General features: G+C 40.6%; 19 protein-coding genes. 13 read left to right on the top strand and 6 right to left on the bottom strand.

The window, feature by feature from the left end:
- Nucleotides 1-62 precede the first annotated feature (62 nt).
- Genes cdaA through glmM form a run of 3 tightly spaced genes read left to right on the top strand, consistent with a single transcriptional unit; the run spans nt 63 to nt 3485 of the window.
- Nucleotides 63-950: a diadenylate cyclase CdaA gene (gene cdaA / locus IGI64_RS06910; RefSeq protein WP_016624733.1), complete on the top strand. Its 888-nt coding sequence runs from the start codon at nt 63-65 to the stop codon at nt 948-950.
- Entirely contained in the window at nt 947-2104 is a 1158-nt protein-coding gene (locus tag IGI64_RS06905; protein ID WP_429939988.1) for a CdaR family protein, read from the top strand. The genes cdaA and IGI64_RS06905 overlap by 4 nt, the downstream gene beginning before the upstream one ends.
- A 25-nt stretch (nt 2105-2129) precedes the next feature.
- Nucleotides 2130-3485 (top strand): phosphoglucosamine mutase, encoded by a 1356-nt coding sequence (glmM, locus tag IGI64_RS06900; protein WP_429939987.1) that lies wholly within the window; start codon nt 2130-2132, stop codon nt 3483-3485.
- A gap of 110 nt (nt 3486-3595) precedes the next feature.
- Here the strand turns inward: glmM and glmS are convergent, their stop codons facing one another.
- The gene (gene glmS, locus IGI64_RS06895) at nt 3596-5401 is read right to left on the bottom strand and encodes a glutamine--fructose-6-phosphate transaminase (isomerizing) (RefSeq protein ID WP_429939986.1); all 1806 of its coding nucleotides are present in this window, start codon (nt 5399-5401) and stop codon (nt 3596-3598) included.
- A gap of 521 nt (nt 5402-5922) precedes the next feature.
- Here glmS and IGI64_RS06890 point away from each other — a divergent pair.
- From IGI64_RS06890 to yihA, 7 genes are all read left to right on the top strand, one after another.
- Entirely contained in the window at nt 5923-6213 is a 291-nt protein-coding gene (locus tag IGI64_RS06890) for a hypothetical protein (protein WP_429939985.1), read from the top strand.
- Nucleotides 6214-6225: 12 nt separating this feature from the next.
- The gene (sppA, locus tag IGI64_RS06885; protein WP_016624739.1) at nt 6226-7257 is read left to right on the top strand and encodes a signal peptide peptidase SppA; all 1032 of its coding nucleotides are present in this window, start codon (nt 6226-6228) and stop codon (nt 7255-7257) included.
- Nucleotides 7258-7259: 2 nt separating this feature from the next.
- The gene (locus IGI64_RS06880) at nt 7260-7910 is read left to right on the top strand and encodes an RDD family protein (protein ID WP_016624740.1); all 651 of its coding nucleotides are present in this window, start codon (nt 7260-7262) and stop codon (nt 7908-7910) included.
- Nucleotides 7911-8024: 114 nt separating this feature from the next.
- Nucleotides 8025-8957 (top strand): hypothetical protein, encoded by a 933-nt coding sequence (locus tag IGI64_RS06875; RefSeq protein ID WP_429939984.1) that lies wholly within the window; start codon nt 8025-8027, stop codon nt 8955-8957.
- Nucleotides 8958-9101: 144 nt separating this feature from the next.
- A complete protein-coding gene (gene tig / locus IGI64_RS06870) occupies nt 9102-10385 on the top strand; it encodes a trigger factor (RefSeq protein WP_429939983.1) in 1284 nt (427 codons plus the stop codon).
- Between the two features lie 207 nt (nt 10386-10592).
- Nucleotides 10593-11843 (top strand): ATP-dependent Clp protease ATP-binding subunit ClpX, encoded by a 1251-nt coding sequence (gene clpX / locus IGI64_RS06865; protein ID WP_016624744.1) that lies wholly within the window; start codon nt 10593-10595, stop codon nt 11841-11843.
- A gap of 106 nt (nt 11844-11949) precedes the next feature.
- Nucleotides 11950-12537, top strand: a complete 588-nt coding sequence (gene yihA, locus IGI64_RS06860) for a ribosome biogenesis GTP-binding protein YihA/YsxC (protein ID WP_034862588.1) — start codon at nt 11950-11952, stop codon at nt 12535-12537.
- Nucleotides 12538-12679: 142 nt separating this feature from the next.
- On the opposite strand, the gene IGI64_RS06855 is transcribed toward yihA, so the two are convergent.
- Complete coding sequence (locus IGI64_RS06855) at nt 12680-12832, bottom strand: SPJ_0845 family protein (protein WP_016624746.1); 153 nt, start codon at nt 12830-12832, stop codon at nt 12680-12682.
- A gap of 133 nt (nt 12833-12965) precedes the next feature.
- Between IGI64_RS06855 and IGI64_RS06850 the strand changes: the two genes are divergently transcribed.
- A complete protein-coding gene (locus IGI64_RS06850; RefSeq protein ID WP_429939982.1) occupies nt 12966-14291 on the top strand; it encodes a hypothetical protein in 1326 nt (441 codons plus the stop codon).
- 10 nt (nt 14292-14301) lie between these two features.
- Nucleotides 14302-14505, top strand: coding sequence for a hypothetical protein (locus tag IGI64_RS06845; RefSeq protein WP_429939981.1), 204 nt, complete (start codon nt 14302-14304; stop codon nt 14503-14505).
- 62 nt (nt 14506-14567) lie between these two features.
- Here IGI64_RS06845 and IGI64_RS06840 read toward each other — a convergent pair whose 3' ends face one another.
- From IGI64_RS06840 to IGI64_RS06825, 4 genes are all read right to left on the bottom strand, one after another.
- A complete protein-coding gene (locus IGI64_RS06840; RefSeq protein ID WP_429939980.1) occupies nt 14568-16469 on the bottom strand; it encodes a PTS fructose transporter subunit IIABC in 1902 nt (633 codons plus the stop codon).
- Nucleotides 16470-16488: 19 nt separating this feature from the next.
- Complete coding sequence (gene pfkB / locus IGI64_RS06835) at nt 16489-17403, bottom strand: 1-phosphofructokinase (protein WP_016624750.1); 915 nt, start codon at nt 17401-17403, stop codon at nt 16489-16491.
- Nucleotides 17404-18153 carry a DeoR/GlpR family DNA-binding transcription regulator gene (locus IGI64_RS06830; protein ID WP_034862594.1) on the bottom strand — a complete coding sequence of 250 codons (750 nt, stop codon included), beginning with the start codon at nt 18151-18153 and terminating at the stop codon, nt 17404-17406. It lies immediately after the preceding gene.
- 159 nt (nt 18154-18312) lie between these two features.
- The gene (locus IGI64_RS06825; protein WP_429939979.1) at nt 18313-19881 is read right to left on the bottom strand and encodes a ClC family H(+)/Cl(-) exchange transporter; all 1569 of its coding nucleotides are present in this window, start codon (nt 19879-19881) and stop codon (nt 18313-18315) included.
- A gap of 149 nt (nt 19882-20030) precedes the next feature.
- Here IGI64_RS06825 and pcrA point away from each other — a divergent pair, with 149 nt between their 5' ends.
- On the top strand, nt 20031-22277 hold the full coding sequence (gene pcrA / locus IGI64_RS06820; protein WP_429939978.1) for a DNA helicase PcrA: 2247 nt from the start codon (nt 20031-20033) through the stop codon (nt 22275-22277).

Raw genomic sequence — 22277 nt, 5'->3', positions numbered from 1 at the left:
CTTTAAACTCTCAACATATGATATACTAAAAGAGAAATCTCAAAAGAAAAGAGAGGCTTTTTATGTCATTTCAAATCGGAGAATTGTTCAATTTAGACTATTGGCAGCAAATGTTTTCCGGTGACTTGTTCTCTCTGAGTTCTTTGGTCAACATACTTGATATTTTAGTCGTCTGGTATCTAGTCTACAAACTGATCCAGCTGCTAAGAGGGACAAAGGCGATCCAGCTGTTGAGAGGTGTAGCGATTTTCATTGTCATCCGAATCGCTGCTGAGCTGATTGGTCTGCATACGTTGTCTTGGTTGATGAACCAAGTCATCACGTATGGAGTAATCGCAGCGATTGTTATTTTTCAACCTGAGATCCGTCGAGGCTTGGAGCATCTTGGCAGAAGTTCATTCTTTAAACAATCGAAAAATGAACGCCGAGAAGATGAAAAAATGATCCTATCTTTTGATAAAGCCATTCAATATATGTCTAAGCGGAAAATCGGTGCATTGATCACGATCGAACGCACTACAGGTTTAGATGAATATATTGAGACTGGGATTGCGTTAGACGCAGATATCACCGGTGAGCTTCTGATCAATATTTTCATTCCCAATACGCCGCTGCATGATGGAGCGGTAATCGTCAAAAATGGGAAAATCGCTGTGGCTAGCGCATATTTGCCCTTATCTGAAAGTATGCTGATCCCTAAAGAATTCGGTACACGTCATCGTGCGGCTGTGGGTGTCAGCGAAGTCAGTGACGCGATCACGATCGTTGTCTCTGAAGAAACGGGAGATGTAAGTATCACATTAAATAATGATTTGATACCAGGATTATCCCAAGAAGAATATTTAACGATCTTAAAAAGAGAACTGATCGTTGAAGAAAAACCAAAAAGCAAAAAAAATCTGCTCCAATCCTTCCTGGACGGTATGACCAAGGGAGGGGATCAAAAATGATCTCAAAAGAAAAGAAATCAAACATTTTTTATGGATTTGTCGCATTTCTTTTTAGTTTAGTTCTTTATTTCAATGCCAATGGACAAACAGTCCGAAATACACTGTCAGGTTCTGAATCTTATGAGCAGACAGTGACGAACGTAGTGATCCAGCCTTTGTATGATACGGATAAATACTATATCCACGGCTTTGAAAATGCAGCGACTGTCAAACTTACAAGTGCGAACCGAGTACAATTGAACGCAGAAGCAAATGCAGATACACGGACGTTTCGAGTAACGGCAGATTTGAAAGATCTTTCAGAAGGGACACATGAAGTAGCGTTGAAAGTCCAAAATCTAAGCAGTGCAGTCACTGCGAAGGTCGAACCTTCAACGATCACAGTGACGATCGAAAAGAAAGTAACAAAAGTCTTTGACGTCGAACCGATCCTTACTTCACAAACAACCCCTTCTGGATTCGAAATCACTTCGCCGACTGTCTCACCGAAAAAAGTGGAAATCACTACGGGGGACAAAACGTTGAGTGAAATCGACAAAGTAGTCGCGAAAGTCGAAGCAAAGGCAATCACAGATGATGATCTTAATACAGAAGTACCCGTTCAAGCACTGAATGACGCGGGCGAATCATTAAGTATCGTAGCTGATCCGGTGACAGTGAATGTTCAAGCGCAAGTAGAGAGACCGTCTAAAACAGTTCGTCTATACGGTGTACAGCAAGGAACACCAGGAAACAGAGTCAAAAGCTATGATTTCCGTTTCTCGGATATCCAAGCGGTTGTTACCGGAACAAATGAACAGTTGGCAAATCTCGAAAGTATTTCGGTGCCGGTAGACATTTCAGGTATCACTCGGCCAACGACACGAACGATTGAAATACCTGTAGAGGAAGGAATGAGCGTCTCACCTCAAAAAGTAGATGTGGAAATCACGCCAGTCATGGAAACGACTTCCGGGACGACAACTACTCGTTCTGGTTCAACCGACCAGACGACGAACGGCACAACTACACAAACAGAGCAAACGCCCGCTTCAAGCGAACTTTCTTCTGGTAATCAAACAGGATCAACAGAAGAAACTAGCCAAACAACAAGCTCGGAGGATGCAACAGATACTACAGACACAACGAGCGAAGGAACCTCTGCAACAAACTAATGGATAAAGGAGTCATTTTATAACTATGGGTAAATATTTTGGGACGGATGGCGTCCGCGGAGAAGCAAATAAAGAATTAACACCAGAATTAGCATTCAAATTAGGCCGTTACGGCGGTTATGTTTTAAGCCAACATGAAGAAGAAGGCAAACGACCTCGCGTATTAGTAGGGCGCGATACACGCATCTCCGGTCAAATGCTGGAAAGTGCATTGATTGCCGGATTAGTTTCAGTAGGGATCGAAGTTTTCCAACTAGGAGTGATCTCTACACCAGGTGTTGCTTATTTGACACGATTGCAAAAAGCGAGTGCAGGCGTTATGATCTCTGCTTCTCATAATCCAGCACAAGACAACGGTATCAAATTCTTTGGTGCAGACGGTTTTAAATTGGTAGATGACCAAGAATTAGAAATCGAAGCACTTTTAGATAAAGAAACAGATGAACTGCCACGTCCTTCCGCAGAAGGATTAGGAACGGTTGAAGAATTTCCAGAAGGTCTTTTGAAATATTCTCAATTTTTAGTTCAAACAATCAATGGCGACTTATCTGGTTTATCCGTCTGTGTCGATGCAGCAAACGGAGCAACAGCGACATCTGTCAATCGTTTGTTCGCGGATCTGGAAACAGATTTCTATACAATGGGCACAAGTCCAAACGGGTTGAACATCAATGATGGTGTGGGATCAACTCATCCAGAAAAATTAGCTGAAATGGTTGTCGAAAAAGGGGCGGATGCAGGTCTTGCTTTCGATGGCGACGGTGACCGAGTGATTGCTGTTGATGAGTTAGGTAATATTATCGACGGTGACAAAATCATGTATATTTGCGCGAAATACTTAGCAGAAAAAAATCGTCTGAAAAAAGATACGATCGTTACAACAGTCATGAGTAACCTTGGCTTCCGTAAAGCTGTAGAAGGCATTGGCTTGAAAGACGTGATCACACAAGTTGGTGACCGTTATGTAGTGGAAGAAATGCGTAAAAATGATTATAATTTCGGCGGCGAACAATCAGGGCACATGATTTTCTTGGACTTCAATACAACAGGTGACGGTATGCTTTCAGGTATCCAACTCTTGAACGTAATGAAACAAACAGGAAAAAAATTGTCTGAACTTGCTTCAGAAGTAACAATCTACCCGCAAAAATTAGTGAATATCCGTGTATCAGATAAATATGGTGCCATGGATGTACCTGCAATCAAAAAAGTGATCGAAGAAACAGAGCACGAAATGAACGGTGAAGGAAGAATCTTGGTTCGCCCTTCAGGAACAGAACCATTGCTTCGTGTCATGGCAGAAGCGCCAACCGATGAAAAAGTAAACTACTATGTTGATAAGATCGCAGCAGTAGTCAAAGAAGAAATCGGAATCGACTAAAACAAAAAAACAGTCAGAGAATTTTCTCTGACTGTTTTTTTGTTGAATAAAAGACCGCAAAACAACATTGTTTTGCGGCTTCCTGTTTTTGATAAAAAGGTATTTGGTGTCTATTCGACTGTGACAGATTTTGCCAGATTTCTTGGCTTGTCGACATCAAATCCTCGTGAAAGTGTTGCGTAATAAGCGAATAACTGTGTTGGAACAACAGTCGTCAATGTAGTGAGCAATGGATGGACAGAAGGTAAGATGAGCTGATCGCCTTCTTTTGCCATTTCCTCCGTAGCAATCACTAATGTTTTTGCACCGCGGCTTTCAACTTCTTTAAGGTTTCCTCTAGTGTGAGAACCAGAAATCTGGTCACTGATGATACCCACCACTGGAACGCCTTCTTCAATTAATGCAATCGTACCATGTTTCAGCTCGCCTGCAGCAAATCCTTCTGCTTGGATATAACTGATTTCTTTCAATTTCAAGGCAGCTTCCAGCGAAACAAAATAATCATTACCGCGTCCAATAAAGAAAGCATTGCGGCTGCCTTGGAAATAATCGGAAGCCAATTGTTCCAGCTCTTCTTTTTGAGAAATAACTGCTTCCATTGCAGCAGCAGCTAATCCCAGTTCGTGGGAAAGATCAAAGGCAGCTGCTTGCGGGTTCATTTTTACATCTCCTGCAGCTTTTGCCAACACAGCGAGAACAGCTAATTGTGCAGTATAGGCTTTTGTTGAAGCGACGGCGATTTCCGGTCCTGCATGAAGAAGCAAAGTAAAGTCTGCTTCTCTGGATAAAGTAGATCCAGGAACATTTGTGATCGTCAAAGAAGGATAGCCGAGCTCTCGTGTTTTGACTAATACTTGCCGACTGTCTGCTGTTTCGCCGCTTTGGCTCAAAAAGATAAAGAATGGACGCTCAGATAACAGTGGTGTATGATAGCCGAATTCGCTGGCCAAATGTACTTCGACAGGGATATTCGTTAATTGTTCTAAGGTGATTTTGCTTGCTAATCCAGCATGATAGCTCGTACCGCAAGCAACGATATACAAACGGTCGCTTTCCACAAGGCGATCGAGCAGTTTGTGGTCTACATCGATGCCGTCTTCTTTGAAATAGCGTGCTGCGATTCGACGCATGACAGCAGGTTGTTCATCGATTTCTTTCAGCATGTAATAAGGGTAAGTTCCTTTTTCGATATCTTCTGCATCGATCTGTGCTTCATAAGAAGGGCGTGTGACGAAACTGCCGTCTAATTTTTGGATGACTACATTTTCTTTTGTCAAACAAACCATTTCTTGGTCTTCGATTTCCACGAATTCTTTCGTCAGATTCAGCATAGCCATCGCATCGCTCGTCACGACATTGAATCCATCACCCAATCCAATCAGTAGAGGGCTTTTGTTTTTTGCAGCATACAATGTATCAGGATCTAGTCTATCGATCAATCCAAATGCATAAGAGCCTTTGATGACTTGAAGGGTTTGAGCAAATGCATCCGCAACGGTTTCTTGTTCCGTCATAAAGACTTCGATCAGATGAGCGATGATCTCTGTATCTGTTTCGCCTGCAAACGTATGTCCTGTTAGATACATTTGGCGAAGTTCCTCAAAGTTTTCAATCACGCCGTTATGGACAAGAACAAAACGTCCGCTTTGAGAAACATGGGGATGTGCATTTGTTTCTGAAGGCTTCCCGTGAGTCGCCCAACGTGTATGGCCAATCCCGATGTGTCCCCTGATTTCTGGTGTCAATTTATCTTTTAAATTCTGGATTCTTCCAGAAGCTTTGATCAAATAGTCTGTTTGATGATCCGCCGTAAAGATCCCTGCAGAATCGTATCCTCGATATTCTAATTTCTCCAAGCCGCTGATCAATACTGGTACCGCATTTTCCGTTCCGATGATTCCTACAATTCCGCACATAAAAATAACCTGCCTTCTTCCGTGATTTGTTTTAATGTGCTTCCAGCTGCGCAAGTATTTCTTTGTTCTATCTTTGCAGATAGTTTTTAAAATACTTTGTAGAGTGCAGTCCCTAGAGCCATCCGCCGAATATTTCGATGAGCTCTTTCCTCGTCATCTGCTGAACACAGATCAGGCGCTATCCAATGGTATAACTATCCTCCTTTTTTTATTTTTCCTGGAAACAATTAAAATGATAACCTTTTTCGTAGTTTTTTGTCAATACAAAACAAATGAAAATAAAATTGGTCTATATGTAACGGCGGTTTTTTATTTAAAAAAAGGAAGTAGGGTGGTGTTTCAAAAGTGGAACATAAGTAACTAAAACGACATGCTTTGAACAGTGTATCCATTGCTTAGGTTATAGTTACAAAGATCTGTGTATGAAAGAACAGGTTCCAAAATAGAATCCCATTTTTGACTATCTTCTTTTTCGCGATTTCGGTACAATAGAGGGCAAGAGGAAGTAAGGAGGGAACAAAATGGAATCAAAAGTTGAAATCTTGACTTTAGGAGAATTGAAAAAACAGATTCTTGAATTAGAAAAAAATACAGATGTGACAGATGAGACAAAATTATTCTTAGATACCGGCTGGGATAGTATCCAAGAAATCGCACCAGATGCGCTGAGTGTCCAAAAAGCACAAACGTTCACAGTTGAGGATGTTTTGACAAACGAAACTTTTTCAGGCTACAGCTTAAGTGAAAAAGCAGAAAAAATGAATGCTTCAGGTGAAGAAGAAACAGTCATTATTCTGCAAAATCTATATTAAGGGAGCGTATAAATGAATAAAAAACGTTGGGTTGCTGTTGCGATTGCAGCAGGGTTATTAGTGGTTTCGCTTGTATCTTCAGGATTGTCTTCTATTGGGAGAGAAGACAGCCAAGATCAAATGAGCAGTTTTGACCGCTTTTTGTATGGAGAGGATGAAATGACGCCTCAAGTGATCGAAGAAGGAGATGCGGACCAGAAAATCGTTCGTTTGTCTGTAGATGGCTCGATCATCAGCGGTGGTTCGTCTGGTTTGTTTTCTTCAGGGTACGATCATGAAGGGTTCATGGAGCAGTTAAAAGCAGCAGAAGAAGATCCGACAGTCAAGGGACTTTTTCTAGAAGTGAATTCTCCAGGCGGCGGCGTATATGAAAGTGCAGAAATCGCACATGAACTTCAAAAAATCCAAGAAGAAAGAAATATCCCGCTGTATGTAAGTATGAAAGGAATGGCAGCCAGCGGAGGATACTACATCTCGGCAGGAGCAGACAAAATCTTTGCGACGAATGAAACAGTGACAGGTTCTATCGGTGTCATCATGTCAGGATTGAACTATTCAGGCTTACTGGAAAAAATCGGTGTAGAAGACACAACAGTCAAAAGTGGTGCGCTGAAAGACATCGGTTCAAGCTCGCGCCCGCAAACAGAACAAGATAAAGAAGTGCTGCAAGCATATATCGATAGTGCATATGGACGCTTTGTCGATGTTGTCAGCAACGGACGGAACATGCCGAAAGAAGAAGTCAAAAAAGTCGCTGATGGGCGGATTTTCGACGGTGTTCAGGCAAAAGAAAGCGGACTTGTCGATGCGATTGGATTTCCCAAAGACGCTTTAGCTGCAATGAGAAAAGAACAAGGGCTGGAAAACGCACAGCTTGTTGAATACTCGACTGCCAGCACTGGTTTTGCCAGCACATGGCTAGGGTCGAAATTAGCCAGCTTCACAGGCGGAAAAGCTTCGGAAACAAATCAGATCCTGTCGATCCTCGAAAACTTCGGTACAGATTCAGCGCCAAAAGCGATGTACTTTTACGGAGGTGAATAGCGATGAAAGAAACACCAGAACAGCCGCAAGAAGCAAAGCGTCCGGCTGTAGGACCGAATAAAGAATTTGCTCAAAAAGTTCTTCACGGGTTTCAAGAACAGCCGTTAACGGAAGAAGAAATAAAAGCAAAGCAATCGGACTGGAAAAAATACACCACAGATCCTTTTGAGGAAAAAAAACCTCGAGCAAACGACTTTCCGGAATACTTTTATGCAGGTTTTTGGATTCGTTTATTCGCATTTGTTATCGACTTAGTTTGTATCAGCGCAATCACCAATATCACCATAGGCTCAGTTTACAACATCGCTGGAATGGAGCGTACAAGTGCTTATTGGAGTATTTACGGCGGAGTCAGTCTATTGATTTACCTAAGCTATTTTATTTTCTTAACAAAGTTGAATCATGGTCAAACCCTTGGTAAAATGATTTTCGGGATTCGAGTGATCAGCTTTGACGAAAAAGAACTTAGCTGGCCGACCGTCCTTGTTCGTGAAGGTGCTTGTCGCTTTATCTTGAAATTCCCGCTGCTGCTGGTCGGTTATCTGCCTGTGATTTTCAGCAGAAAAAAACAGCATATCGGTGATTTCTTCACGAATACCAGCGTCGTGACGATCAATTTGATCAAAGCCTTCAATCAAGAAGTCAACCGTTGATTATCATAACGTAACAAATCAATACATCAATCAAAAAAGAACCAGCTGTCACTTCACCTATAACATGATTTGACGCGGTTGGTTCTTTTTATTTCGATAAAGTGAGGTAAAAGGATGGGGCCAATCGAGTTTCCAGAGAAATATGAAAATGTCATGCGCCTTGCCCAGCAAGCATTAGCAGAACAAGACTACCGAAAAGCAGAAACGCTTTTCAAACGGGCGTTTACATTGTCTCCCGGTTTTGAATGCAACAGTCTGCTGGTCTTTTGTTTGTTTGAGCTTGATGAGAAAAAAGAAGCCTTGCAGCGGGCGATGGATTATGAATCCGATTATTTGCAGCAAGAAGCATTTGCTTCCTTCTATTTTGATTTGCTGCTGCAGACCCAAAACTATTTATATGCACGAAAGTTGATTGCAATGAATGATTTTCCTGAGACTTTTGAGCAGGAATTGTTGGAGAAAATCAAGCATATGGAATATTTTTCTGAACAAATGGAAAGGCAAAAACACACAGATGCTCAGCAGCAGCTGGAACATTTTACAGAAGAATCTCCAGCAGAACAGCTGCGTTTGCTTCAAGTGATCCAGCAGCTGACCTATGAAGACCTGCTGCATCGTGCGAGGCAATACATGACAACTGCTTCTGTCCATCCGATGGTTCGCGCAAAGCTGTTAGAATTGCTTGTCCAGTTGAAAACAGATGAACCTGTTTCTTTTTTGACAATAGAAAATGAGAAAGTGTCCCTGATACCCAAAAATCTGCTCCTGCCTGAATATCAGCCAGGTTATCTTGAACTGCTCAGGCTTGCAGAAGACTATGAACAAGAAGATTCTTTGCTGGCTATGAGTTTAAAAGAGGAGTTTGCGATGCAATCCGCGTTAGTCTATCCTTTTTTCGATCGATTTATCGAAGAGCCTGAATGGTGGTTTCAAAAGACGGTTAGTTATTATAAAGAACTGATTGCAGGAAAAGAATCGGCAGGCCTAGATCAAGGTTTCTCGAAAAAAAGAGAAGAACTTCTTCGGCAAACACTAGGCTTTTTCTAGAATAAAAGATAAAAAAGTCATGAAAATAAAGGGTTTAAGGCTCTTAAAATGTTTACAATTCGTTAGGGTTAGTGTACTATTTAAAGGTATGCATAAAACATTTTTGATGTATAAAATTATTTTTGATAATTCGGAGGGAAATCAATGACTGCAACATGGGAAAAAAAAGGCACCAATGATGGTGTATTAACATTTACAATCTCACAAGACCAAATCGAAAAAGGTTTGACAACTGCATTTAATAAAGTAAAAGGAACTTTGAACGTTCCTGGATTCCGTAAAGGAAAAGTTTCTCGTCAAGTCTTCAACCGTATGTACGGCGAAGAAGCATTGTACGAAGATGCATTGAACGCAGTTTTACCTGAAAACTACGAAGCAGCTGTAAAAGAAGCAGGAATCGATCCAGTTTCTCAACCAAAAATCGATGTTGAAAGCATGGAAAAAGGACAAGATTGGGTTATCACTGCTGAAGTAACAGTAAAACCTGAAGTGAAATTAGGTCAATACAAAGACTTAGTTGTTGAAAAACAAGAACGCGAAGTAACAGAAGAAGACGTAGAAGCACGTTTGAAACGTGAACAAGACGCTCAAGCTGAATTAGTGATCAAAGAAGATGCAGCAGCAGAAAACGGCGACACAGTAGTTATCGACTTCGAAGGTTTCGTTGGTGACGAAGCATTTGAAGGCGGCAAAGGCGAAAACTACTCACTAGAATTAGGTTCAGGTTCATTCATCCCTGGATTTGAAGAACAACTAGTTGGCCATAAAGCTGGCGAAAACTTGGATGTAACTGTAACATTCCCAGAAGACTACCAAGCAGAAGACCTAGCAGGTAAAGAAGCAGTCTTCAAAGTAACTGTTCATGAAGTAAAAGCAAAAGAAGTTCCTGAATTAGACGACGAATTCGCAAAAGACGTGGATGACGAAGTTGAAACATTAGCAGAACTTAAAGAAAAATACCGTAAAGAATTAACTGAAACAAAAGCAAAAGCTGCTGACGATGCAAAAGACGAAGCTGCAATCCGTATGGCTGTAGACAACGCTGAAATCGTTGACTTGCCATATGCAATGGTCCATGAAGAAGTTCACCGTTCAATGGAAGAATTCTTGAACAACATGCAACGTCAAGGAATCTCACCAGAAATGTACTATCAATTAACTGGTTCAACAGAAGAAGACTTGCATGAACAATTCGAAGGCGAAGCAGAATTGCGTACAAGAACAAACCTTGTTATCGAAGCAATCGCTAAAGAAGAAAACTTGACAGCGACAGAAGAAGAAATCCAAGCTGAAATCAACGAATTGTCAGAATCATACAACATGCCTATCGAACAAATCAAACGTGTGTTGACAGAAGACATGCTGCAACATGATGTAACAATGAAAAAAGCAATCGAATTGATCACTGGTACAGCGAAAGAAGCTTAATCAGCGGATTCGATAAAACTTTTCACAAAAAATAAGAGGGCGGGACAAACAGTTGTCCCACCCTTGTTTTTTGTTTTGTAAAGCAATGATGGAAAAATTTCATGATGCTTTTGCTTTTTGCTGAAATATGATATGATAGTAGAAGACTATAAAGTCAAAGATATTTACTTGCACTGATTTTTTTATGCAAGTCAAGGGGTGAAGACCATGTATGATAATCCAGAAGGAAACGAGACTGTACGTTGTTCTTTTTGCGGAAAAACACAAGAAGAAGTAAAAAAAATCGTTGCAGGTCCAGGAGTCTACATCTGTAATGAATGTATCGATCTATGTAAAGAGATCATCGACGAAGAATTTTACGAAGAAGCTGTACGAGAATTTACTGAGGTACCTAAACCACAAGAGATTCTTGATGTATTAAATGATTACGTGATTGGCCAAGATCGTGCGAAACGCTCATTGGCAGTAGCGGTGTATAACCACTACAAACGCGTGAATCAGCAAACACAAGCAAATGACGGCGAAGTAGAATTACAAAAAAGCAATATCTGCTTGATTGGTCCTACAGGTTCCGGTAAAACATTCCTTGCACAAACATTAGCGAAAACATTGAATGTTCCATTTGCGATCGCTGATGCTACAAGTTTGACTGAAGCAGGGTATGTCGGTGAAGATGTAGAGAATATCCTATTGAAACTTCTTCAATCTGCTGACTACAATGTAGAACGTGCAGAAAAAGGGATCATCTATATCGACGAAATCGACAAAATCGCTCGTAAAAGCGAAAATGTTTCAATCACGCGTGATGTTTCTGGTGAAGGTGTCCAACAAGCATTGCTTAAGATCCTTGAAGGCACAGTAGCTAGTGTGCCGCCTCAAGGAGGAAGAAAACATCCGCATCAAGAGTTTATCCAAATCGATACGACAAATGTCCTATTTATTGTCGGCGGTGCTTTTGACGGCATCGAAACAATCGTTAAAAACCGTATGGGCGAAAAAACGATCGGATTTGGCACAAATAACAAAAAATTAGCAGAGAATGAAAGTGTGATGCAACAAATCATTCCGGAAGATCTGCTGAAATTTGGTTTGATCCCTGAATTCATCGGACGTTTACCTGTGATGGCTGCGTTGGAACGATTGACAACTGCGGATTTGGTACGTATTTTAACAGAACCAAAAAATGCGTTAGTGAAACAATACCAAAAACTGTTATCTCTAGATGATACAGAGTTGGAATTTGAACCAGACGCATTAGAAGCAATCGCCAACAAAGCGATTGAAAGAAATACAGGGGCTCGCGGATTGCGTTCGATCATCGAAGAAATCATGATGGATGTGATGTTTGATATCCCATCAGACGAAGCAATCGAAAAAGTGATCATCACAAAAGATGCAGCCGAATTAACTGGCGAACCAAAACTTGTCTATAAAGATAAAGAAAAGAAAGCCGGATAATCTTTAAGATACGACCCTAAATCGTATCGAGGAACATTCGATTTTACGGTCTGGGACAGTCCGAGTTTACGGCTGTTCCAGACTTTTTTTGATGAAGGAGGAAACAATGAAAGTCAATCAAGCGGAAATCGTGATCAGCGCGGTAGCACCAAAACAATACCCAGAGACTTCGCTCCCTGAGATTGCTTTAGCTGGCCGATCAAACGTGGGGAAATCTTCGTTTATCAATACACTGATCAACCGAAAAAATCTAGCACGTACCTCTGGAAAACCAGGGAAAACCCAAACATTGAATTTTTATCTGATTGAAAATGCACTGCATTTCGTGGACGTTCCTGGATATGGGTATGCAAAAGTCTCTAAGACAGAACGTGCGAAGTGGGGACAAATGATCGAAACGTATCTGACAACTCGAGAACAGCTGAAAGCAGTCGTTTCACTTGTCGATGTGCGCCACAAACCATCACAAGAGGATATCCAAATGTATCATTTCTTGAAATACTACGAAATTCCAACAATCGTAGTCGCAACAAAAGCGGACAAGATCCCAAGAGGAAAGTGGAATAAACATGAAAGTGAAATCAAAAAAGCGTTGGACTTTGATAAAAATGATCAGTTCATTTTATTTTCATCTGTGACAAAACAAGGTAAAGAAGAAGCATGGCAAGCCATCGAAAAAGCAATTCAAGCTTAAGCGGCGCCATTTGAAGAGATTGGCCAATCATCCAGTCTCTTTTTTATTTAAACTACCATTTATTCCGAAAAGTGAAAATCTATATAAACTTAATTAAAAAATCAAAAAATAATAGGGGAGTGAAAATAAAACAGCCAGAAAATCATTTCTTTTCTGACTGTTTTTTCTTGTCTTTTGGTTTTGGATTCAAGAAGCGATCGATATCTTCTTTGGGTGCTACTTTTTTCTCAGGATCTACTGCAAATGATTCAAATAGTTTGTCTAGATTATCTGTTCTTTCGAATTTTAAGCCCATTATTATCACCTCGATTTTAGTTTATCATGATTTTTGAAAAAAACTAGTCGAAACGACGAAAGTCATATAATTTTAGCTTTTTCTTTATTTTAGTTATAATTAAATTATAAAAAGATTTAAAAGAGGTGAGAAAATGATTGGCGAAGATAAATTATTGATGTCGATGCAGCTTGGCCCACTAAACGAAACGGAACAAGAACTTCAAATCCAAGATTGGCTGGTTTTGGCTCGTTTGCTGATAGAGCCAACTTTTTTTCAACCTTTTGAACAGGAACCGCAGCAGTTTGATCTTTCTGTTTTCAAGCAGCAAGTAGCAGATTCTTTGAAAAAGGAAGACAGCTGGTATGTAGTAGGTGATTCGCTGAGTGAGTTCAGTTTTCGCTATGCTAATCAGCAGCTTGTGATCAAAAATATCTTAGATCGTGATTTGTTTGAAAAGAAAAGAGAGCTGATCGAGGACTATATTCAATTGAAAATGTCTCAAAACGGGGTTTTTGCATACTTGAGAGCCTACGACGAATATATTTTCAATAATACGGAACATATCGAACAGCGCCAATTGTTTGAATCTGCGGAAGCTATTGAAAAATACCCGAAAATCAAAAGTATGGAAGATGAGATCGTGGTAGATTGCAATCAATTCCCGGGCTATGATCTATATTATCGTGGATTGTGTCTCACGTCTTGCTGGGAAATGTATTACAGCGCAGAATATTACCGGATCATTCCCAAACCGATATTTCTAGAAGTGCAACAAGTGGAAGAAATCCAACAAATCAATGACCATGTTATTCGTGTCCGCTTATATCGTGATCCTTTTAACTGGAAAGAACGCAGTAATGTATTATTTCAGCAATATTATCGCGATCAATTAGGATTCGACCATATTGCATGGGACAACGGAATCGGACTTTTAAAAGAACCTTTTGTAGAATATGCCTATGCGGAAAATACGATCCAATCGGTCCAATATCAAAATGAGAAGATGCAGCCTATCCAGAAAAAAGATGCTTCTTTTTTTATTACCAGAAGCTACAATGTAGAAAATGAACGCTCGAATGAACGGCGCATTCGAGGCACATTGAATGCACAAGCGTATTTTCCTTGGGTAGATGAAACACGTTCCCAGATGATGAATTATAAAGTAATCGATCCGACAGCGTCTTTAGATAATGGTGTGGAGGCCTATAATTATTATATAAGAGAATATCTGGAAATAAATGTCGAAGATCCTCATTATCAAGATTACTTAACGATTCTAAGGATATATGTACCTGAAGAAGCGTTTGAAACATTTCCAATCGAACAGCTGAAAGAAAGATGGAAAGACATAACGATCAAACGTTTGAAAAAGAAGAACAACACCATTAGAGTTGATCTGAAAAAAGGAGAGAATCATTTAAGGGTCATCTTTATGGACTTTAAAAAATTGGAGCAATTAACAAGTCAAAAAATATGAGGTGAAAGAAATGGATAAAAAATTATATTATCGTATCATGATCCCAGCTTCGCTTTTAGCTATTGTCCTCTTGTTGGTTCCGCGATTTCCAGTTGGTGTGCCTATTGGTTTTCTCGTGATTTTCTCTGGCTTCTTTTTATACTATCGACTTTCAAAAAAACAAGAAATAGCTGTACAGCCTGTGTATATCAAAAATGAGCAAGAAAAAAATTAAGAAGACGAATAAAAAAAGCTGCAGTTCTCAAAAAGAGAAACTGCAGCTTTTTTGCCTAATTATTAGACACGTTTTTTCAATAGTCCGTAAACCACACCAGAAATCAGTGCACCTACAGCAATGAATAAAAGATATAAGACTGGGTGGCTCAATAAGAAGACCACGAAGATTCCGCCATGAGGAGCAAGAAGTTTGATACCGAATGCACCAACTAAACCACCAGTAATCGCAGAACCTACGATAAAGCTAGGAATTGTACGAATTGGGTCAGCAGCTGCAAATGGGATCGAACCTTCTGTAACGAATGAAAGACCCATAACGATGTTTGTCAAACCAGCATCTTGATCTGCTTTGCTGAATTTGTTTTTGAAAAGTCGAGTTGCAACAAAGACTGCTAGAGGAGGTACCATACCACCAGCCATAACAGAAGCCATCACGACACTACCGCCGCTTGCAACTGTTGTAGCTAAAGTTGCTGTACCGAATACATAAGCTGCTTTGTTGATTGGTCCGCCTAAGTCAGCAGCCATCATACCTGCTAAAAGAGCGCCAAGTAATGCAGCATTTGATCCGCTCATACCAGTTAAGAAGCTATTTAGTGCATCATTGATAGCTTTCATTGGAACGTTTACTAACAGCATCAAGAATCCGGTGATCAATAGTCCAAAAACAGGGTAGAAGAGAATTGTTTTGATTCCATCTAATGATTTTGGTAAACCTTTGAATAACTTACGTAAAAAGACGATAACGTAACCAGCTAAGAAACCGCCGACTAAAGCGCCCAAGAAACCAGCACCGCCTGTATTTGCTAACGCACCAGCAGCAAAACCAACGATCAAACCAGGACGATCACCAATACTTGAAGCGATAAACCCAGCTAAAACAGGAAGCATGAAACCAAAAGCAGCTTGTCCGATTTGGTTGAACCAGCTTGCAGCTTGGTTATAATTCCCTAGATTTGCTAATTGATCTTGAGGAACACCCATAAATTGGTCGATCATGAATGATAACGCAATAGCAATACCGCCGCCGATAACAAATGGCAGCATATGAGAAACACCATTCATCAGATCTTTATAGATTTTTTGACCAACAGATCCTGAAGCATCGTTATCAGAAGCATCTTCTGTGTTTCCTTCACCATGGAAGACAGGAGCGCTGCCGCTTAAAGCCAAGTCGATCAATTCTTCTGATTTTCGGATACCGTCACTGACTGGACGATTGACTAAATGTTTGCCGTCAAAACGATTCATTTCGACTTTTTTGTCTGCTGCGACAATAATCCCGTCTGCTCTGGCAATATCTTCGGCTGTCAATCGGTTTTTGATTCCTTCTGAACCGTTTGTTTCGACTTTGATATCAACGCCCATTTCTTTGGCTTTTTTCTTCAAAGCATCCTCAGCCATATACGTATGAGCGATCCCAGTTGGACAAGCCGTTACAGCAACGACAAAACGGTTTGAAGAAGAGGGAGCTGCTGTTTCTTCAGCGGCTTCTTCTTTGGCTTTTTCATCTTCAGCCGCTTGGAAAAGTCCTTGTACTTCATCAGGTGTTTCTGCTTGTTTTAATTTGCCTACGAAATCAGGATCGATCAATAGGCGTGAAAGAGCAGCTAAAGCTTGTAAATGTGTATCATTTGCGCCTTCTGGAGCAGCAATCATGAAGAATAGGTAAGTTGGTTGTCCATCTAATGCTTCATAATCTACACCGTTTTTACTTTTTGCAAAAAGAACTGTTGCTTCTTTTACCGCAGCATTTTTTGCGTGAGGCATTGCGATACCATCGCCTAAACCAGTTGAAGTTTGTGCTTCACGAGCTAAAATTCCTTGTTTATAAGTGTCGATGTCTGAAATTCTTCCAGCATCGTACATTTTTTGGACCATCTCATCAATTGCGCTCGCTTTATCTGTCGCTTGAAGGTCCATGATCATTGCATCTTTGATCATAAGGTCTTTGATATTCATTACGAATCCTCCTGATAAATTAATTTAATTTTGTGATTTTTACTTCTGGAAGCAGTGTGTCGATCAATTCTTTTGATGCTAAGTCATCTGAAAAGGCAGTAGCACTGCCGCAAGCGACGCCCCATTTGAAGGCTTCTACAGGATCTTGATTTTTGCTGAAAGAACCAATGAAACCAGCAATCATAGAATCGCCTGCTCCTACAGAGTTTTTTAAAGGTCTTTTTAAAACGTTTGATTGATATGCGCCATCTTTGGTAAACAATAATGCGCCGTCGCCAGCCATGGAGATCAATACATTTTGTGCGCCTTCTGCCAATAATTTTTTACCATATGGCAAGATATCTTCAATAGAATTGAATGAAGTATCGTAAAGCTCTGCTAATTCATGATTATTTGGTTTGATCAGCAAAGGTTGTTTTGGCAAAGCATTTTTTAGGTCTTCGCCCGTAGTATCGATCACGAAATCTGCTTCTTTTTCACGAATGATCTCGATCAATTCTTGGTAGAAGCCTTTACGCAAACTTGCAGGTGTACTTCCAGCTAGAACAACGATATCGCCTTTTGTGACAGTACTTAATGATTGTTTCAATTGTTCGATTTCTGCATCTGAAAGGGCAGGGCCTAAGCCGTTGATTTCTGTTTCAGAATCTGATTTCAGTTTGATATTGATTCGAGTATCCTCAGCGATTTCAGTAAAAGCGGTCTTGATTTGTTCTTTTTCTAACCAGTCAGAAATAAACGTACCGGTAAAGCCGCCTAAAAATCCTAAAGCTGTCGAAGTTGTTCCTGTGCGTTCCAAAATTCGCGAAACGTTGATTCCTTTTCCGCCAGGTAGTTTCAAATCTTCGGTCATTCGGTTAAGATCACCGACTTTTAATCCATCAACACGGACGATATAATCAATCGACGGATTAAGTGTTACTGTGTAAATCATCTAAATTGCCTCCTTGATGGTCGTTGCTTCGCGGTATCGTTCAAGATATTCAGCTGGGCAACGCTCGGTTAAGATTGTGGCACTGCTTATGGAAGCGACAGTGGTAAAAGTCAACTTGTTGAATTTTGTCTGATCTGCCAAGACGAATGCTTCTTCGGTGTTCTTCATCGCTAAACGTTTCAATGCTGCTTCTTCAGGATCTGGGGTAGTGAATCCTTGTTCATAGTGAACACCATTCATGCCCATAAATGCTTTATTGAAATGAAGCATTTCCAACTGTTCAAAACTGCTGGAACCTAAAACTGCGTTCGTTGACAGTTTGACTGTACCGCCAAGAATGATAGTCGGTACGGCTAATTCCACTAAATTAGCTGCATGTTTCACTGAATTAGTAACAACAGTGATTGGTTTTCCTTTTAATAGCGGAATCATTTCTAAAGTAGTAGAACCAGCATCCAGATAAATGACATCATCATCATCGATTTCATCTACAGCTAAACGAGCGATTGTTTGTTTCTCTTGAATGTTTTTGAGCGTTTTTTCATTCATGGACGGTTCGAATCCTAAATGCTGGACTTTTTTAGCTCCGCCATGGATACGTTCAAGAAATCCTTCGTTCTCCAATTCTTGGAGATCACGTCGTATAGTGGATTCAGAAGCATGAAGAAGTATCATTAATTCTTGGGACTTGACGATATTCTGTTGATTCAATAAGTGCAATATTTGTTGTCTGCGTTCTTCTGTAAGCATTTCCACAACCTCCTTCGTTGGTAATAATAACACAAGAAAAAACGATAATCAATAAAAAACAGTCAAAAACGTTCGATTTCGTTTTTGTAAACAGTCAAAAACTTTCATGAAAGCAAAAAAAGCTGATCTAACAGCAATTGCTGCCGATCAGCTTTTTCATTAAAAGGCTTGCTTAAATGAATTTACAGAAGAACGATCAGTGATTTCTCGTTTGATATGGGAAACACTGTTTTCATCTGTCAGAATCACAAGGATATCGCCAACATTCATCACGGTGTCGCCATGGGTCAAGATTTCTTTGTTTCCGCGTCGAATCGAGATCAAAAGCATATTTTTTGGCCAATTAAAGTCGCGGATCATTGCCCCATCCAGTGTACTTTCAGCTGTTACAGGGTAGTCGACAACGACTTTTTTACCACTGATATCGGATGTTTTTGTACCGACAAGACGTTCTAGTAAGGATTCGTAGATTGGATTTCCGCCAAGCAGATCATTCACAACATAAGCCACTAGCGCAGCTAAACCAAGGGGCATCAAGTGATTCAGCGAGCCGACCATTTCAGTTACAAGAATGATCGCAGTGAGCGGTGCTTTTCCGATTGCGGTAAAATAACCAGCCATCGAGATGATTACAAAATCTTTTACCAATACAGGGTCCATTCCAAAGTAAACAACCAGGATCTTTCCATAAATACTGCCGATCAGTGCACCTAAAGTCAAAATCGGTAAAAAGATACCACCAGGCAGACTTGCGCCATAAGAGACCATTGAAAAGACAAAACGTAATAAAAACAGTCCAATCAATAACGAAAGTGCTGGCGAAGTATTTCCTAGCGCAATTACGATTTGGTTGCCGCCGCCTAAAATCGTAGGAGCAAAATACCCAATTGGCAAAATCAACATGAAGGGCACGAATCCGTAAAAACGGCTGGGAATCGGCAATTTGCTGTACCATTTCGGCAAAGCAAGCAGCACGATTTGATAAATATAACCTAAAATACCTAAAATAATACCAAGAATAAGTAAGGAGCCGTAGTATTTCAACGGCAATGAAGGAAGTTCACCTAGATAAAGGACGGGCCGCAACCCAAAAAAGTTTAATGAAATAAAATTAGCGGTAATAGCTGAAGCAAAAGAAGTCAGCCATACTAAAGGAGAAAACGAATGATGGATCTCTTCTAAAACAAAAAGAAGTCCAGCAATCGGTGCATTGAATGCTGCGGCTAAACCAGCACTGGCGCCGCTGGAAATCAAGATTTTTTCTTCTGATTTCGGACTTTTCAAATAGTGGCTGGTTCCTTGACCAATCGCAGCCCCTAACTGGATCGAGGGACCTTCTCTGCCAAGAAAAAGTCCTAAACCAACAGAAGCGATACCGCCTGCAAACTTTTTCCAAAGTACAGAAAACCAGTTCATATGCAGCTCGCCGTTCAATTGGCCTTCCACTTGCGGAATACCGCTCCCTTTGATGTCTGGTTCATTGTGTATCAGCCAGCCGACAAAAAAGGTTGCAGCTAGTGACAACGCAAGCAGCCAGACAAGCAAAATCGGATGCGCATGGCTTTGTGCATACATCCATTGAATGCCTTCGCCTGTTTTTTCGATGGCCAGCCGAAACAAGCTGACGACAACTCCAACGATCAATCCTACAAGTATCCCTTTAAATATAAAATAGATCCGGGTATCGTCTAAATATTTGTACGATTTTTTTCTTCTACTTTTATTCACATTCTCACACTCCTATGATAGGGTAGCGCTAATTTGGCGAGCTTGCAAGGGTCTTTTTCAAATTATCGAAGGATTTTAAGTTTGCTAGTTTAATGAGAAGAAGGATAATGCTATAATTAAAAAGATTGATAATAGAAAGGATGTTGTTGATGCCATCCAAAGCAGATTTACTAAAAGGGATGAATCCACGTCAGAAAGAAGCCGTACTTTATACAGACGGACCGTTATTGCTGATGGCTGGAGCCGGAAGTGGAAAAACGCGTGTACTGACGCATCGAATTGCCTACTTAATAGAAGAAAAAGAAGTGAATCCTTGGAATATCCTAGCAATCACTTTTACGAATAAAGCAGCAAGAGAAATGAAAGAACGGGTCAACGGAATACTAGGTGCTGGAGGCGACGATGTTTGGGTCTCTACATTCCACTCGATGTGTGTCCGTATCTTGCGGCGAGATGTCGATTTTATCGGTTATAACCGCAACTTCACGATTCTTGATTCTTCAGAACAATTAACATTAATGAAACGAATCTTGAAAGAATTAAATATCGATCCGAAAAAATATGATCCTCGTTCAATCTTGGGAACGATCTCTCAAGCAAAAAATAGTTTGCTGACACCAGAAGACTACAGCAAGATGCAAGGCAGTTACTTTGAAGAAGTCGCAGCAAAATGCTATGACGCGTATCAAAAAGAATTGCGTTACAACCAATGTATGGATTTTGACGATTTGATCATGAATACGATCCGATTGTTCCAAGAGCACGAAGAGTCTTTAGTTTACTATCAAAATAAATTCCAATACATCCATGTTGATGAATACCAAGATACGAACCATGCGCAATATACACTAGTCAACTTGCTGGCAGGACGATTCCGCAATCTTTGTGTCGTTGGAGATGCTGACCAAAGTATTTATGGCTGGCGCGGTGCCGATATGCAGAATATCTTGGATTTCGAAAAAGATTATCCAGATGCACAAGTCATCTTACTTGAACAAAACTATCGATCAACGAAAACGATTCTTGATGCAGCCAATCAAGTGATTGAAAATAATTCGAATCGAAAACCTAAAAAACTATGGACAGAAAACAACGACGGAGAAAAAATCACTTATTACCGTGCAGATAATGAACGTGATGAAACGCGTTTTATTGTCGACCGCATGCAAGAAGAGATCCGCATGAATCATCGCAATTATGGGGATTTTTCTGTTCTTTACCGTACAAATGCGCAATCACGTGTCATGGAAGAAACACTCTTAAAAGCAAATATTCCATATAAAATGGTCGGCGGACATAAATTCTACGATCGAAAAGAAATCAGAGACATTCTTGCGTATTTAAATGTGATCGCTAATCCGCAAGATTCAATCAGCTTTGAGCGAGTGGTCAATTCGCCCAAACGCGGAATCGGTCCAGGTTCTGTCGATAAGCTTCGTCAATTTGCGACAATGCATGAATGGTCCTTGCTTGAAGCAGCCCAAAATGTCGATTTAGCTAACATCGGCGGCAAAGCGGGCCGAGAATTAGAAAAGTTTGGCCAAATGATTGATGAAATCACTCAAATGATCCCTTATTTGACAGTTACGGAATTGACGAAAGAACTTTTAGACCGCAGCGGGTATCAAGAAGATCTTAAAAACCAGAACACCTTAGAAGCTCAAGCGCGATTAGAAAACTTGGAAGAATTCTTGACAGTAACACAGGAATTCGACAAGCGTTTTGCTGAACGAGACGAAGAAGAACAAGATGCACCGGAAGAAAAACTAACGGTCTTTCTAAATGATTTAGCACTTGTTTCAGATATCGATAATCTGGAAGAAGATGGTTCTCAAGTGACATTGATGACCCTCCATGCAGCAAAAGGGCTGGAGTTTCCAGTTGTTTTCCTGATTGGGCTAGAAGAAGGGGTTTTCCCGCTTTCTCGTGCATTGATGGAAGAAAAAGAACTAGAAGAAGAACGACGCTTAGCTTATGTGGGAATCACACGTGCAGAAGAAAGTCTTTATTTGACCAATGCGTTTTCCCGCACACTATACGGAAGAACACAATACAATCGACCTTCACGTTTTCTTGAAGAAATCGATCAAGAATTATTAGATATCCAAGGTATGCGTCCTACACCGAAGAAAGCAAATCCATTTTCTTCTCAAAGCTCAGCAGGTTCTTATAACCAATACAAGCAGCCGGCGAATGCGTCTGTGTCATCCAAAGCAGCGACTGGCGGAGAAAAAGAAGGCTGGAAAGCCGGCGATCGAGTGCAGCATAAAAAATGGGGCGTTGGTACTGTCGTCCGTGTCAATGGGACAGCGAAAGATCTAGAATTAGACGTCGCGTTTCCAAATCAAGGTGTGAAGCGTCTGCTAGCTGCATTTGCGCCAATTGAGAAAGTATAA

The organism is Enterococcus sp. DIV0210g (assembly GCF_050559705.1).
Taxonomy (GTDB): domain Bacteria; phylum Bacillota; class Bacilli; order Lactobacillales; family Enterococcaceae; genus Enterococcus_B; species Enterococcus_B faecalis_A.
This window is presented reverse-complemented; position numbering and strand designations above follow the sequence as displayed.